This is a genomic window from Bacillus paramycoides (genome assembly GCF_001884235.1).
In the GTDB taxonomy this organism is placed as follows: Bacteria; Bacillota; Bacilli; order Bacillales; family Bacillaceae_G; genus Bacillus_A; species Bacillus_A paramycoides.
The window spans coordinates 1-15,725 of record NZ_MAOI01000138.1 but is presented as its reverse complement, the minus strand read 5'-3'; the positions used below and the strand labels follow the sequence as shown (position 1 = coordinate 15,725).

Below are 15,725 nucleotides of genomic sequence, written 5' to 3'. Positions count from 1 at the left end.
AGCAAAGCGGAGTTATATTGCTGACGACAAATGGAAATCCATCTCTCTAATGTATGTTGTTGTTCTTCTGTAGGATAGATTTCAAACCTGTAGTTCAATTTCATTATGTCGTCACCTCCGAATATTTGTTCTGATAACTCTATTATAAACAAAGTTTACGATGCTTTACCACTCAGAAGTACTTTTGTTAGGTCGGGCCATTCATCTCCCACCTACGCTGCGCTTAGAGGAAGGAGAATTCTGGCTGAAGTTCGTTAAAATAATTCCTGCGCTATAAATCCTTTTAATAAGAATTAACGATTGTATCTCTATTACCCAAAATTTCATAATACTACTGGACAATTTGAACTATTTCATACGGTAGAACAAAATCAAGTGAAATAGCTAAAATTATCTTTTTCATATACATTTTCTATCACTACCATTGATATCCTATGTGAATAAATAATTTGGATACCTAAATAAAAATGTAATCATTATAGTTACATTTTTATTTAGGTATCAAGGATAGATTGTATGCAATTTTACATGTGTGTCATTTTAACTATAGATTGCTTTCACGATGTAATGCAGCTGCCGCTCATCCCTTCCCCCATTCGCTCTATATAAAAATATTCTAATTCTAGATCGACATCCTATCTAAATTTCATGTTTCTTTGTAATGGTGCGCACTTTGATAAACATACAAAAGTTCCCTGCTTTATAACAGGGAACTTTTTTGCATATTATTTACTTACAAGCCTAAAATTCCTACAATCTGACGAGCTTTAGCATTATTAATATAATAATGCATCTCTAATCCTCTTCTTTCTGCACGGAGTACGATTCCTCTCAATTTTGATAAATGCTGTGAAACAGTGGACTGCGGGAGTCTTAATATTTCCGTTAACTGTGTAACATTACACATTTTATGGTGCATTAATTCATTTACAATTTGTAATCGAACCGGATGTGCCATTACCTTTAATACATCTACATCCTCTTCGCGGATTTCAGCTAGATCTCTATCAGATACTAATGTTATCATTTCGCATTCTCCTTTATTATTAATTTCTATTTTCCTATTATCCTTATAAGTAGTACTTATAGATGATTACCATTTGTCCTGTTGAGAAAATATATACTCTTTTTAAAACCAAAAGGACACCTATCCTGAAAACAGTTTTTTTACTGCTTCAATGAATTGATGCCCTCTAATTTTTAGCCAGACTATATTTGATTTTGAAAGGATTATTTTATAGTCTATTATATGACTTTGAATGACACTTAACATGCTTTGCTAAGCAAAAGTAATTCTTCTGTCCTTTGTTTAAAGACGAATTAAAATTCTACTTTTGCTTTCTCGTATTGCAAAATCTATAAGAAGCATCTCTTCATCTCACCTTCTACAAAATAGAATTTATATTTCTCAACACAAAACGAATGGAATTCAAATCCCAATAATAGTAATATAATGGTACCTTCAGTTATCAACTGTCATTCCTTTTTGAAAGGCTCTGTCTTTAATGACAGAGTCTTTTAAATTTCTCCAACTAAAAATAGCCTTTCTATTTGGTTTTCTTGTTAACCCAAATAGTATGTATACCACTTTTAACCTACTAATTCCCTGTTACATTCCTTCATTTAGAGATTGAGGGACTTCTCGTTCACATCATAAATTATGCAACATTGCATTTGATAACTGTTTTCATTGTAACTATAATGATTACAGGATTGCTATTAATCCAAATATTCTATGTGGAGGTTTTATTATGTTTAAAAAAATCATTGTGTCTTCTATGGCACTTACTATGTTTGGTGGAGCTGCAACTATGCTAGAGACACCTACTGCTCAAGCAGCTTCTTATAACTCAACATCTTCTTACTTTGATGTTACTCCTGAAGAAGCCGCTGCTTTCTATCAATCTCAAGACTATAAAAAATTAAAAGTATTTATGGATGACTTTGAAGCTAGAAATCCTTATACTCCTGGTGGAGGCTACGCTCAAGGTAGTGTACGTATGCAAAGATTCAACGATGCTCTTAGAGATGCTAAATTAACAAATGTCTACCAAGAATTTATTAGAATCTCGTACTACAATCATTATCCAGAACCAAAATAATAGAAATGTATAAAGTATCTTTTATTGATTTAGCTTTGCCCACTTATCTTATCGCCTAATTTTAAATGTATAATCCAAAAATAATTATTAGAAACCACTCATTAAGGGTGGTTTTTCTATTTTCCCATGAAATTTAGCTTATGAATGCTAATTTATCTCCATTGAAAACATTAAATGAATCAACTACTCTACTGTTGGAGTACATCTAAAAAGCTAACTGTCATTAAATGAGCAACGTTAGCCATTTAGTTGATTTAAACACTTTACCTATACACGATAAAACAGGAGTGTGAATAATACTTTCACACTCCTTCCCTATCTTTTGGTTCAAACACATATTTTCTCTTAGTGAATTTTATATTGCCCTGATAACTGTTCTTGCGCCATACGCACTAAGCGTTTTGTAATTTCCCCACCTACTGAACCATTTGCTCGTGCTGTTGAATCCGGTCCAAGTGTAACACCAAACTCCTGAGCAATTTCATACTTCATTTGCTCAATAGCACTTGCTGCAGCTGCTACCAAAATTTCATTTGAATTATTATTTTCGCGAATTTGCATTTCTTACACACCTCCATTGATTTTGGTAATATCATGCTCTATTTCCAATAAAATATGCAAAAAATATTCTTTTAGTTGTATAACTCATTTATCTATGCTTCTATCGACCATACATCAAATACAATGAGTTTTTATAGGTAATCAAGTGACACTTTAGCGAATTTACCGAAAGAATTCTCCCTCCTCAAGCGTATGAAGGGCGCTAGCCCAACGGTAGGTGGGAGATGAATTTCGGTTTGGCATAGCCAAACTCTTTGGATAAACTAGCTATATGAAGTTCTTTGATAACTTGATATATGAGGTTGCAGGAAGAAAATAGAGTGCGAAAACCAAGCCATTCGGTTCCTGCGTAAAATATCAACCGTACCAAAAGGGCGTCCAAGCGTTGGACATCTAGGGTGGGAACACCCCGAAGTAACGCTCAGGGAGACGAAAGGTTGCTTTCGTCGTGGAACTGAGAAGCTCCCACTTCAAGTTTTGCTAAGTGGCGAGTAGTTCACACACACTGTTACATTATTAAAGAGACAATTACCTCAATTAAAATTGCAGCCCAAACGACTCACTTTTTACATTTATTAAAGTAATACCATAATTTACGTAATATAAATTCTAATTAACAAAAAGCTCATTCTGATTAGAATGAGCCCCTTTATATATAGTTGTGCCTTCTTTGATACATATACTGTTTCTTCTATCCAATATCAAAAAAGTTTTTTTAATTGGATTAATCCTACACCTAATTTATTCTATTAACTTTTAAACTCTCCAATTAACTCTTGCAACTCTTGTGAAAGCCAACTTAAAGAAGTTGCTAGTTCTGCAATATCTTATACATACATTTCCTGCCCTTTCATACTTCCCTCAACATTACTACTACTGTTCGCGTATGTATTTGCAATGTGTGATAATTCATTTACAACTCGAACGATAGTTTGACTATTTTGCAAAATATCACTTGAATTACTTGAAGTCGCTTTAATCTGATTTGTAACAGATTGTGCAGATTTTGAAATTTTTTCGAAGAAAGCACCACCACAACACAAACAAACCTGCTCCTCATTAGGCTAACGATATTCAACCATTTCAATCGGAAGGTTTTGGACAGACTCATCCATATGACCACGTTTCTTCTTACGACAATAAGTGATCGTTTCAATGGCTGGTTCAGAAGTCTCATAATTACTTTCTTTCTCAACTTCATTATTCTGTTCTTTTGCCTAAAATTCTAATATCCCCATAACTTCTTTCGTAAATAGTTTAAAATCGGTTAAATGTTTTTCAATAATTTGACGAACAATATCCAAATTTACACTTTGATAATCATGAACAGCAATATTACGAAATCCAACCATCGCCTTTAACTTATTTGCTAGCTCTGCGCTAAGTAAGCCTGCTGTAACCAATAAATCAAAAGCCTCTCGACTAGATTGAGGTAGTCCTAACTTTTTCCCAGCAACAATATGCATTGCTAAATCAATACTCGCTTCACAAGCTCTTTGTATGTTCAATATTATTGAATCTTGCTTTGTATAATCCTCTAAATTTCCAGGGTCATTTCCATACACATCTTGGATTCTTTTTATACAACGCTCTATTGTGGAAATTTTATTTAAAATAACCTCATTCTTCATATATAGAACCTCTTTTCTTTATATCATCGAATACTATCTGGCGTTCCTCATTCAATTTTGAATACATTTTAAAAGTTTTCATTTCAAAAATAATCTTCCGTTCTTCATCAGAACAAAATATTGTCTTTCCTGTATGTATAATCTGGGCTTGAAAAACTGTAGAAGCTTCGGATAAATCAACTAAATCAACATCTCTATTAACGATGTTTGCTAACTCCTGTGCTAATAAAAAACGTTCATAATTCCCTAAAGTTATGGCACTTAAATAGGCTATATCTATATCACTATCTTCCCTTGCTCTGTTTTCCGCTGTTGATCCAAACACAATTATCCAATAGGGATTCACCGTCTCTTGTAATTTTTCTATAATAGCTGTAATCATGCTTTGAAAAATCATTTAATTAATCCCCCTTATTATACTTGAATTTTATTATATCATAACCATTATCAAATCCTTTAAGCTACAACAAATACTTAAAAATGGCTCTGTTAAAGATAGTTGTTGATAATACCCTAAAAATAAGAGTGCTCTGGATTAGGGCACTCTTGCTTTTACTGGTGAAAAAACTGATTAACTGAGTCCTCAGACTTCAAGTGTTCCTGTATCAGTTTCTTTAAGTCTTGTTCATTTTCAAACCCATCCAATTTATTTTTGTACCAATCTTGTAATTTCTCTTTTGTTACAGTGAATTCTTGGTCTGGAAATTTGAATGTAATCCAATCTACATTTTTAATTAAAGCAAAAAGAAATGTAGCGTTTGATATAACAGTTTCCTTCATTTCTTTATCTACTTTTTTTACATCTATATTTTTGTATTCTAAAGTAATTCCATACGGTTCCTTCGTAGTCTCAAGTGAATATTCATTCAACTCTTTTCCATGAGCCAATTGTCTTGAGATATTTCCAACTGCACTAGCGTCACCCACATAGGAATTCTTATATCGAAACAAATCTGTTTTTGAATCAGCATTTAGACTACATCCACTCAATAATATCATTAGCGATAACAATGAAATGAAATAAATGGTAATCCTCTTCACTGTTTCCTCACCTTTCATCTGATATTTTCATCTAATTTTATCATATTCAATAAAATCCCTTCTAATAATTCCTTGTTTTGGGATTTTCAAAGCAAGCAATTTACAGAGAATTTAGAGAGACGTAAGCTATCATAAGTATCTGCCATTTCAAATACAAATGATGTTAATAGAAGTTCTTTAACTTCTATCCTTTTCAGTACTTGCATATATGTAATATAAAACATATAAGGGAGGTTGAAAAAATGGTAATTTCAAGACAAGATTCCTGGACTAACGATGACGATTTATTTCTCGCATCAATAGTACTTCAGAATATTCGTAACGGTGGAACACAGTTAGCTGCATTCAAAGAAGTAGCAAAGCAATTAGCTAGGACACCCGCAGCTTGCGGATTTCGTTGGAATTCATACGTGCGAAAACAATACGAAGAAGAAATACAACAAGCAAAACAAAATCAAAAAGTGGGAAACAACATTTCCTCCTCCCAACCAGAAAAAGAAATAAACTCTTTGTCTATGACATTAGACGACATTATTCTCTTTCTACAAAATTATAAAGAAATGAATGAATTAACAAATTTACAAAATCAAATTGAATATTTAGAAGCAGAGAATCAATCCCTTCTACAACGTTTAACTATGTATGAAGAAGAGTATCATATGTTACTTAACCATATCGATAAGACAAGAAATTTAATTGTAGTCGATTAAACAGAATAACCATATCAATTTTTTAATTCCAGGACCTTAGCCCGCCAAAATTACTACTTATAAAGGTATTTCAGCCTCTTATAATTGATAATAAATAAAATACACATACATAATGTATGTGTATTTTTAATTTGACTTATTTTAAAAGAAGTCTTTAGTCTACGTTACATCTTCTCTAATATTTCTTGTCTTTCACACCATTTTGTCAACTTTTCTAATGCTTTTTTAGACAGACGTTTTGTTTTATAATTACAAAATCTAGACAACGTAGATGGTGAAATACTAATTTCATCTGCTATTTCACGAATGCTTACTTTTTTTTCATTATGCACTTTCAGTATTTGGTCACGGATCTTCTTCTCTATTTGTTCGACTGATTCTACAGTCTTCCTTACTTCTTCAACAACTGTTACTTCAGGTAATTGTTCTTGTGGTTCCTCTATACTCTTTTTTCCGATTACCCTATCCATTGATAGTAGCATTTCCTCAGGTGGTAAAATAGTTATTCCTAAGTTAGCGTAATAATTTTTAAACCAGTTACGTCTCCCAATTTGTTGTTCATCAAGCGGTTCACTATACTCCCAATGAGAGATTACTTTCTCATTTTCTAAATCCATTAGAACATTTTCTAACTGTTCCCTAATACGATTCGGCTTCCAATCTTTTGGAATGTCTATTACTGATAGTAATCCCTTGTCCCCTCCTATAGAATAAGGCTTTTTCAATGATGAATACATTTGTCTAATTCTCCATTGCCACGTTAAATATCGAATTAACCTTTTATGATATTTATGTCTATAACTATTGTATTCAAGTGCTTTTTTAGACAATAAAGCCGTTGTATTATTTGATCCATATAAGTAATTAGTTAAAAAGCTGCCGGGCTTAATACGACAAGATTCAATACCCATATATTCATTTGTAACACTATGTCTCCACAATACAACCGAATCTAATACAAATAACCTTTTAATAACCTCACGCTTTAATTCTAATCTTTCTCCTTCATCATCTCGATCATTTAATACTACTACCTCGTTATCATCATTTAAATAGATAAATATACTCGCTAAAGCAGCAATTCTCTTTGCTATTTTAATTTTATCTTCAGCTCGATAATATTCTTTACTTTTGACGATTGTCTTTGGAATGTTGCACATCTCTAAAACTTGCTCATAAGAAAAATCAATGAACTCATCTGGAGATTTTGCTTCGTTTATCCACTGTATTGTAATTGCATCTAAACAATCTGCCGTTAAATCATCCATATTACTCATTACATCATCAACAAGGGTATTCCATCGAGCAGCTTCTTCAGTGTTTGTAAGTCTTAAATCTTCATCTTTGTGTGAAGAAAGTTGCGCAACGCCATTAGAAGACTTCGTTTCAATGGGATATTGTAAAACTTTTCTATTTTCATCTTCTTCAAATTGATTCTTTGCAATTCCATCTCTTAGTTTATAATAAACAGCAGAGTTATTTACTTCGTAATAATCCTCATGGTTAACTATAGGTGTCTTATCTATATTTTGATCATTTTCTAAAATTATGGATTTTGAAGGCATTACATCTTGAAATTCTATTTTTATATACTCTTCAATTTCCTTAAATATTTCGTCCTTATAAGAATCAATTTTTGCATAAATTTGTACTAATGTAATCCCCGACTCTTGCTTTTTCTCTAACCACGATACTAATGCAGTAAATGATGGAGAAGCATAAGATGAAGTTAATACTTTATTATTATTTTTTTCAACATCATTAAAGTATGCATTCCATTTTGTCCATAAAGGCTCATTTGATTTATAAATTGGCTCAGAGATCAACAAGGCATCTCGGAACATTTGTAATAAATTATCCACTTCATACTCCTCCCTAAACCATGGATCCCAACAAATTAGTTTTGTTAATAAAAATCTGTTCTACAATTATATTTAATCTATTGTAACAGATAATCAAAAGTTTTGCGGTTTCTTCTTTTTAATTCAATACTTGCAACACGTTTGCTCTTTCTTTTCCCATTCTCCTTTACTTTGCATTCCTTTTGCGCTTTCCTCTCCTTAATTCTATAACTTGCAACATGTTTGTTCTTTCTTTTACCTATTTCCCTTTACTTGCATTCCTTTTGCGCTTTCTTCTCCTTAACTCTACAACTTGCAACATGTTTGCTCCTTCTTTTCCCTATTCCTCTTTACTCGCGTTCCTTTTGCGCTTTTCTTTCCTTAACTCTACAACTTGCAACATGTTTGCTATTTCTTTTACCTATCCCTCTTTACTTGCATTCCTTTTGCGCTTTTCTTTCCTTAACTCTACAACTTGCAACATGTTTGCTATTTCTTTTACCTATCCCTCTTTACTTGCATTCCTTTTGCGCTTTTCTTTCCTTAACTCTACAACTTGCAACACGTTTGCTATTTCTTTTACCTATCCCTCTTTACTTGCATTCCTTTTGCGCTTTTCTTTCCTTAACTCTACAACTTGCAACATGTTTGCGGTATCCTTACCCTATTTCGTCCAACTTGCAACAGTATAATTTTTTCTCAACCCAATACAATACACAAAAAATTGTTCTATTTTATAATTTTTAAGTGATTTTTTTATACGTACAGCAAGTTATTCAAATAAAATGCAACATGTTTGCGGTATCCTTACCCTAACTTTTTTGCCATTTTAAATCTAATCCCTTATATATCAAGGAATTAAATGCTTTTTACTTATTCATGTACATATAACTCAACTTGCAACACGTTTGCGGTATCCTCACCCTTATTTTTCGCGTAAGATGCAACACTGTTTGCGGTATCCTCACCCTATTGTAATTCATAAAAAACTAATTAAGCCTATCATATCAGCGATAATTGGCATATTTCATAATTTTTAATTGTACTTCTTAACTTGCAACACGTTTGCGGTATCCTTACCCTAACTTTTTTGTCATTTTCAATCTCACCCCTTATATATCAAGGGATGAGATGTTTTTCCACTTATTTTTATACATATAATCCAACTTGCAACACGTTTGCGGTATCCTTAACACAAAAAAAATTAATAAAATTCTCATATCCCTTGATACACCTAGCTTTATAAGCTGTTGCAAGTTGCTATTTTTCTTCTTAAAGGAGCACCTTTCATCATTTTTCGTTTTGCTATAATCAAAATTGGTATATTTTATAGTATTTTGGCATACATTTCGAATTTTGCAGAACGGAGGTGAAAAAGATGGGGAAATCATTTATTATTCAAAATCAGCGTAGTTTAAATGGAAAGACAACAAACGCAGTTTTAGTAACACTAAAATCTTGGCAAAAATTTGTGGAAACATTTGAGGAGAAATACTACAGCTATAAAGATACATATTTAGAAGATATTCTGCAGCACATGACATACGAAGAACGTATTGCGGATGTAGAAGGCTTTGTAGAACAAGCTAAACCATCTTTTTCACGTCGAGAAAAGTCTGCACTTACAGAGAAAACAGGAAGAAAACATAAATTATATGGAATTACGAATGCAGATCTTGAAGTATTCTTATATCTACATAAAAAATGCTTTACAAATGGTGTCATTCCAAATGTAACAATACATATGATGTGGGAAGATTACAAGCAATATAAAGAAGAATTTGCTTATATCCAGCACTCCCAATTCTATATTGCTTTGAAAAAATTAAACTTACATAACATTATCTCCATTGAAAATGGAGTTGATGGCCGTTATACAATTAAACTCACTCATTTTATGAATGAGGAAACAGAAAAGGCAAATCCTTACGTATATATTAGTCCTGTTGTATTTACAAAGGCTTTCTTTAAGTTATCTGTAGCAGCTAAGAAACTATTCTTAGACATCGCAATGCAACAACATACAGAAACAACTTTAAAGCGTTCTTTGGACAAGCAGGATGAAAGAGGAAACAAAACTCACTTTGGTGGAATGTATCGTTTCTTACATAAAAAATATCCGCACCAGATTCATGTGGTTATCGAAGAATTAACAACTGCATTACCATGTACGGGAAATCCCCTATTTAAAATTTGTAAAATGCAAAAAGGTGTAAAGCATACCAAACGATATACAACATTATATCTATCTATCCATTCGGACTTCTTATGTACGAAAGAATCTGGAGAAGAACAACATAGGGATCCATTTACACCAAAAGCTACATATGCTCGTAAAGCGAAATTCATTGAATCCGTCCTACAAGAAATGAATATCGGTGAACTGTCTTCTGACATGAATAAATTCATTCATGTTTTAAAGCATACTTGTCATCGTCAAATTCGCAGTGTAATTCGTGGACTTCGCGACATGGTTGATCGAAAAGAAGGATATCCAACGAAAATTGTATATACATTGAAAAAATTATTGCATCAAACATCTCAATATCAAATTCTTGATACAGCGGCGAAAGAAGGCATCTACCCTCTTATTGCACAGCATATACCAAAAGAGAGAAATAGTGACCGTGAACAAGCTGTCTTTAATTTCGGTCTACATTATTCCATGTACTCTCTTCACAACATTAAGAAGATGTTTAAAAATGTGCATGCACTACTGAAGCAGAAGTTTGCGGTACCAGTGACGGAAGAGTCTTATCACCGTAATTATCTAAAATACCAGGAAGAAACGTTATTTAGAAAATATGCATATGATCAGGGAGTGAATCTCCATGCATATATCGCTTTAGAAATTGAAATGCGTGAAAAATTAAAAGTTCGTGGCCATAAAGAACGCACGATTCCAAGTGATGTACGTGAATGGTTTATCGAGGCAATTGATAAGCTGCCACAAGAAAAACTTCGTGTTATTGAGCTACCAAAACAGTTTAATTTACTAGAGTTTATGCGTACCTTCGAACGTTTAGTACGTGCTGGTGTAACAATAACAGATCCAGATCAGGTGCTAACCGCAATGGAAATAAAATAATAGCAGTAAGCTCTCTATTTTTGAAAAAATCGAAAGTGGAGGGCTATTCGTGTTTGTTTCATTAACCCCCCTTTTCTACTACTCTATTTATAAATACCAAATCAGATGGACTTCATGTAAAATGGAGTCTTTTTTTATACACTTCTATACAAATCCTCTTCTACCTATAGAAGAATCTCCACACTACACATTGAATATTCTTCACATGTAGTAAAACATCCGATTTTATATCTACAAAAAATCAAAAGGATATTTATAAAAATAGTGGATATGAGGACAAATATAATCAAATGTGAATAATATTTTCCCAATCCCCTTGAGAATACTAGTGTCATTGAATTCATCTAATAAAAATCATCAGTAATAATGTGAGTTATGTGTAAATACTGAGTAATATTAACAAATAGCTGTATTATCTGAACAAATTGTGGATAATTGAACGCTAAATACTGCTCCATTTACCAAAATAAAGAAAATAAACCCTATTTACATGGTTGAATAAATATAATGTGATTTGTATCAATTTCTTTCCGATATCATGTAGAAACATATACTTTTCTTTCTGCTTTTTTGTAGAATTGAAAGTCTAATAATCCTTAAATCTACGGATACATTTTCTACTATTTATGATTTTTTACGTTCTCATATCTAATTTTCCCTTGTGAGAGTAGGTCTTTTCCCTATTTTTGATAACCTATAAAAGTTTTATCTTTATTTCTTTTTAATATATAAGATATATATTTATAATAGATTTTAATATTACTAGTATGCTTGTTAATAAGATGCCGGGCCTAAGTGAGAACATTTATTAATTCAGTTATAATAATGGTAATTAAATGTATCATTACCCACATACAAAAGGACAAACCTACGTATCCCTACCAGGGCGAGGCTTGTTCTTTTTTCATTTTAGTAAACAATTAATATTGGGAGGATTAAACATGGCTGTACTAAAAGATACAACTTATATAGAAATGGATATGTATAACAAGATTAGATTTTTCAAAGGGATTTTTGGGGATTAGTTTTTGTAGTTTTTTTTGAGTATTATGATAGCCTTATTCATTTGGCTTTGTAAATAATAATCAACATATCAAAAATGCAAAGGATTGTTTGTCCGTTTGTGTTTTTGATATGCCAGCAACCGTGCGTAGCAAAGGGCGGTAGATTCTCATTACATACATAAAAAGAGGCTATGCATTTAGTATTGATCTACAAAAGAATAGCCTCCACTTTTTACTTACTATCCCTTTTCGTTTTAGAATTTAAATTTTCGGATTAATATGACAATAATTTATGATAAGGTGTATATAACGATAAAATAAAAAGGATGATAAGCATGCAAAAGAGACCAGAAGCAAATGAATATAACCCGTATTATTCAACGTACATAAACTTAATACCAGATGGAGATATCATACATATTCTAAAGCAAGAAATGAAGGAAACGAATCTTTTATTGAAGGATATTTCTGATAGTGAGGGACATTTTCGATATGCTCCTAATAAATGGAGTATAAAAGAAGTAATCGGTCATATTGCGGATACTGAACGTATTATGACATATCGATTGCTTTCTATAGCAAGAGGCGAGACAGCAGAACTTCCTGGATATAACGATGATATGTATGTTCTTAGGGCAGCTTTTGATAAGCAATCTATGCAAGATCTTCTTGAGAATTTAACTGCTGTTCGTCAGTCTACTGTTCATTTGCTTAAAAGTTTAGATAAAGAAGCTTGGTTACAAAGGGGAATTGCGAACAATTCTGAAGTCACGGTTCGTGCATTAGCAAACATTATTGTTGGTCATGAGCTTCATCATCGCCAAATTATAAAAGAACGTTATTTGGGTTCTAATGCATATCCAGCATGTTAAAATATGAAAATAAAAAGAGAATGATTCGTAAAAAAAATTCCGAATCATTCTCTTTTTTTCTGCGTATCAGTGGAACTATAAATGGTTTTTTCAAGGTCTATTCCTTCTCGTTGATGCAAATAGGGGTCACCATACATGCCCATCAAGCTAAGGTTGGGTATTGGGGGTTGTGTAGCAATGGAACCAAATCACGCAATAAGCATTAGCGGATATTAGAAATAACAAAAATGCCACTTTTTCATGTTAAAATGAGGTGATTTTTAATTTTAAAATCGATATTGGGAAGTGTTTCAAACAAATAAAGAAGATAATAATAGGGACTTAAATGGTTCGCTTTTGCGACTAGCGGGTCTTCAGCCTACTTTCTGTTATAATATACCCAAAGAAATTAGGTGATTATAATGAACGAGACAATTAGCCTAGAAGAAACATTAGAAGCCTTTTCTAATTACTTAACTGAAAAAGGTCGAAAGCATTCTACGATACAACGTTATTCATACGATATTAAGGATTTTTATAAATGGGTAGAAGTAAATGAGATACTTTTTCATATCAAATCGTGGAGTGAACTATCTCAAGAAGATTATCAGGGGTATTTTTCTGAGTTAGAAAACAAGGCACAGAATATGGGTGGTTTTAAAGAAATTGCACATGTTTTTAGGGATAGATAGTCCATTAGATGATATCCGCCTCTCCTTAATTCCTGATCAATCACTAAGTGATAATGATTTTATTACCGAAGCGGAAGAAAAACTTTTAAAACAAATTATACTCTTAACAAAGGGATTAACAGAAAGACAAGCTAAATATCGCCCTCTAATTATGGATAGAAACGCTTGTATAATAAATTTAGTAGTAAACTATGGGTTATCCTTGCAAGAGCTTGTATCGCTTAATATGAGCCATATACAGTTTGCTAGAAATACCTTAGTTGTTCCTGGAGAAAACGGCATAAATAGATCTATATCATTATCAGAGGATGATATGAAGCAGCTCTACAAATACTATAAAACTATTCCGGAACCTGTAAGACCTAGACAGTATACAGATAATCCTTTGTTTATAGCATTTGACTTTAATCGTGGAACATATCGATGGGTATATGAAAAGGATGCGCCAAAGGCTTTGCCCGTAGTTTCTATACAAAAGATGATACGACTTGAAGTGAAACGAGCGGAGTTAAATAGGCGTATTTCTGCCCAGCAGATGAGGAACACATTTATTCTCCGTCTTATTAAGCAAGGAATAAATGAAGATGAATTGGTAAGTAGAATGGGATTCAAAACTAAGATATCCCTAAAAAGATATTTCCAATATTTACAACAAGTTTAACTCAAGCACGTTCAAAACAATACAACAGATTAAAGACACATGAATATTAACAGTAAAGATATTAAATTAAATATATATAAAGACAATTAGTTATTGAAATATAAAGCCTGTATCTTAGATTACCAAGTAATCATTGATACAGGCTATTTTTTAAAGCATTTGTCATGTTCAACTAACCTATGCGTTAGTTGAACAACGAATATATGTTTATTTTTCAAACGAAAGTCCCTTTACTTTAAGTGAATTTCAATCGAATCCTCGGGATATACCGAGTGTTTTTGTAAATAATATGATTGTTAAATCAATAAATAAAGGAGGACTTTTATGCTACAGAATCAGCAAGGTAAAGAAAATTTGGGTTCTAATATGAATCAAAAATTTGCGGGAACTGATGCACAAAAAGTAAAACAAGAAATTCAAAAAGATGTTAGCCAAGGACAAGGAGCAATGACCTCCCGAGAGGCAGGAGCAATGCGCGATTAAAAACCACTCTAAGTGGTTTTTTATTTTTCTACTTGTAAATTAAACACTTTACAACGCTCATTTTGATTTGATGGTTTAGATAATAACTGTATTAGATAACCTGCTGAATTCACATAAATAACTGTATAGAGATAAAAGTTACGTTTTGGGGTACTTTAAAACCTTAGCTTGATGGCGATGTGCCGTGTCCCTATGTCCTTTTGCACGCATCTTGGCGGAGCATATTGAAATAAATAAGATGGATTATTTGATTAAAGTGTTACTTTAGGTATATATACTATAATATAGACAGAGTAACATGCATAGAAAGGAACGATGAAATATGCCAAAGCAACAAATTGGAGTAGTTGGTGTGGGCGTTATGGGAAAAAGCCTCGCACTTAACTTTGAGAGCAAAGGGTATTCTGTTGCCCTATATGATATTTCGAAGGAAAAAGTAAATGAAATCATTGAGGAAAACCGTGGTAAAAACTTAGTTGGTACTCATATGGTTGAAGAGTTTGTTAGCTCACTTGAATCACCTAGAAAGATTTTATTAATGGTTAATGCAGGAGAAATTACAGATAAGGCGATTGATTCTCTGCTTCCTCATCTTGATAAAGGTGATATTTTAATTGATGGCGGTAATACATACTTTGTCGATACAATGCGCCGAAACAAACGTCTTGCCGAAGAAGGAATCAATTTCATCGGTGCAGGTGTGTCAGGCGGAGAAGAGGGTGCATTGAAGGGACCGTCTATTATGCCGGGCGGACAGAAGGATGCATACGAAAAAGTGAAGAATATGCTTGAAAATATCTCTGCAAAAGTGAATGACGAGCCTTGCTGTTCTTATATCGGACCTAATGGGGCAGGCCACTATGTAAAGATGGTTCACAACGGTATTGAGTATGGAGATATGCAATTAATTTGTGAAGCGTATTTCTTCTTGAAACAAACACTTGATTTGACTGCAGAAGAGTTTCATGAAATATTTGCTGAATGGAATAAGGGCGAACTGAACAGCTATCTAATTGAGATTACAGCAGACATCTTCACGAAGAAAGATGAAGAAACTGGC

Annotated in this window: 13 protein-coding genes and 2 pseudogenes; 7 read left to right on the top strand and 8 right to left on the bottom strand. The window is 32.7% G+C overall.

Going from position 1 to position 15,725, the window contains the following annotated elements:
* A partial coding sequence (locus BAU28_RS28400) for a helix-turn-helix domain-containing protein (protein WP_165615203.1) occupies window positions 1-104 on the bottom strand: 104 nt, incomplete at its 3' end.
* A 629-nt stretch (window positions 105-733) separates the two neighbouring features.
* Entirely contained in the window at window positions 734-1,027 is a 294-nt protein-coding gene (locus tag BAU28_RS28395; protein ID WP_002175022.1) for an ArsR/SmtB family transcription factor, read from the bottom strand.
* 724 nt (window positions 1,028-1,751) lie between these two features.
* Between BAU28_RS28395 and BAU28_RS28390 the strand changes: the two genes are divergently transcribed.
* Window positions 1,752-2,102: a hypothetical protein gene (locus tag BAU28_RS28390; protein ID WP_071721301.1), complete on the top strand. Its 351-nt coding sequence runs from the start codon at window positions 1,752-1,754 to the stop codon at window positions 2,100-2,102.
* 345 nt (window positions 2,103-2,447) lie between these two features.
* On the opposite strand, the gene BAU28_RS28385 is transcribed toward BAU28_RS28390, so the two are convergent.
* The 5 genes and pseudogenes from BAU28_RS28385 to BAU28_RS28355 form a co-directional block, all read right to left on the bottom strand.
* On the bottom strand, window positions 2,448-2,663 hold the full coding sequence (locus BAU28_RS28385) for an alpha/beta-type small acid-soluble spore protein (RefSeq protein WP_001167050.1): 216 nt from the start codon (window positions 2,661-2,663) through the stop codon (window positions 2,448-2,450).
* A 749-nt stretch (window positions 2,664-3,412) separates the two neighbouring features.
* Window positions 3,413-3,694 (bottom strand): annotated as a pseudogene (locus BAU28_RS31215) (methyl-accepting chemotaxis protein); the annotation flags it as partial.
* Window positions 3,695-3,880: 186 nt separating this feature from the next.
* A complete protein-coding gene (gene hepT, locus BAU28_RS28365; protein WP_046960289.1) occupies window positions 3,881-4,294 on the bottom strand; it encodes a type VII toxin-antitoxin system HepT family RNase toxin in 414 nt (137 codons plus the stop codon).
* On the bottom strand, window positions 4,284-4,691 hold the full coding sequence (mntA, locus tag BAU28_RS28360) for a type VII toxin-antitoxin system MntA family adenylyltransferase antitoxin (RefSeq protein WP_071721299.1): 408 nt from the start codon (window positions 4,689-4,691) through the stop codon (window positions 4,284-4,286). The genes hepT and mntA overlap by 11 nt, the downstream gene beginning before the upstream one ends.
* 155 nt (window positions 4,692-4,846) lie before the next feature.
* Window positions 4,847-5,335, bottom strand: a complete 489-nt coding sequence (locus BAU28_RS28355; RefSeq protein ID WP_048374288.1) for a DUF4825 domain-containing protein — start codon at window positions 5,333-5,335, stop codon at window positions 4,847-4,849.
* A 242-nt stretch (window positions 5,336-5,577) separates the two neighbouring features.
* On the opposite strand from BAU28_RS28355, the gene BAU28_RS28350 reads away from it, so the two are divergent.
* Window positions 5,578-6,045: an RsfA family transcriptional regulator gene (locus tag BAU28_RS28350; protein WP_048374280.1), complete on the top strand. Its 468-nt coding sequence runs from the start codon at window positions 5,578-5,580 to the stop codon at window positions 6,043-6,045.
* A gap of 164 nt (window positions 6,046-6,209) precedes the next feature.
* On the opposite strand, the gene BAU28_RS28345 is transcribed toward BAU28_RS28350, so the two are convergent.
* Window positions 6,210-7,907, bottom strand: coding sequence for a helix-turn-helix domain-containing protein (locus BAU28_RS28345; RefSeq protein WP_071721297.1), 1,698 nt, complete (start codon window positions 7,905-7,907; stop codon window positions 6,210-6,212).
* Between the two features lie 1,357 nt (window positions 7,908-9,264).
* Here BAU28_RS28345 and BAU28_RS28340 point away from each other — a divergent pair.
* The 5 genes and pseudogenes from BAU28_RS28340 to BAU28_RS28325 form a co-directional block, all read left to right on the top strand.
* Entirely contained in the window at window positions 9,265-10,974 is a 1,710-nt protein-coding gene (locus BAU28_RS28340; protein WP_071721295.1) for a hypothetical protein, read from the top strand.
* Between the two features lie 1,339 nt (window positions 10,975-12,313).
* Window positions 12,314-12,850 carry a DinB family protein gene (locus BAU28_RS28335; RefSeq protein ID WP_071721294.1) on the top strand — a complete coding sequence of 179 codons (537 nt, stop codon included), beginning with the start codon at window positions 12,314-12,316 and terminating at the stop codon, window positions 12,848-12,850.
* Between the two features lie 401 nt (window positions 12,851-13,251).
* Window positions 13,252-14,182: pseudogene (locus BAU28_RS28330) on the top strand (tyrosine-type recombinase/integrase).
* Between the two features lie 324 nt (window positions 14,183-14,506).
* Window positions 14,507-14,665, top strand: a complete 159-nt coding sequence (locus BAU28_RS30635) for a hypothetical protein (protein ID WP_165615202.1) — start codon at window positions 14,507-14,509, stop codon at window positions 14,663-14,665.
* A 322-nt stretch (window positions 14,666-14,987) separates the two neighbouring features.
* Window positions 14,988-15,725 (top strand): NAD(P)-binding domain-containing protein (locus BAU28_RS28325; protein ID WP_244158222.1); only part of this gene is annotated, 738 nt, incomplete at its 3' end.

Excerpts from the sequence above, each read along its gene's own strand:
- BAU28_RS28395 (WP_002175022.1), bottom strand. The coding sequence starts at position 1,027 with ATGATAACATTAGTATCTGATAGAGATCTAGCTGAAATCCGCGAAGAG.
- BAU28_RS28390 (WP_071721301.1), top strand. The coding sequence starts at position 1,752 with ATGTTTAAAAAAATCATTGTGTCTTCTATGGCACTTACTATGTTTGGT.
- BAU28_RS28385 (WP_001167050.1), bottom strand. The coding sequence starts at position 2,663 with ATGCAAATTCGCGAAAATAATAATTCAAATGAAATTTTGGTAGCAGCT.
- hepT (WP_046960289.1), bottom strand. The coding sequence starts at position 4,294 with ATGAAGAATGAGGTTATTTTAAATAAAATTTCCACAATAGAGCGTTGT.
- mntA (WP_071721299.1), bottom strand. The coding sequence starts at position 4,691 with ATGATTTTTCAAAGCATGATTACAGCTATTATAGAAAAATTACAAGAG.
- BAU28_RS28350 (WP_048374280.1), top strand. The coding sequence starts at position 5,578 with ATGGTAATTTCAAGACAAGATTCCTGGACTAACGATGACGATTTATTT.
- BAU28_RS28340 (WP_071721295.1), top strand. The coding sequence starts at position 9,265 with ATGGGGAAATCATTTATTATTCAAAATCAGCGTAGTTTAAATGGAAAG.
- BAU28_RS28335 (WP_071721294.1), top strand. The coding sequence starts at position 12,314 with ATGCAAAAGAGACCAGAAGCAAATGAATATAACCCGTATTATTCAACG.
- BAU28_RS30635 (WP_165615202.1), top strand. The coding sequence starts at position 14,507 with ATGCTACAGAATCAGCAAGGTAAAGAAAATTTGGGTTCTAATATGAAT.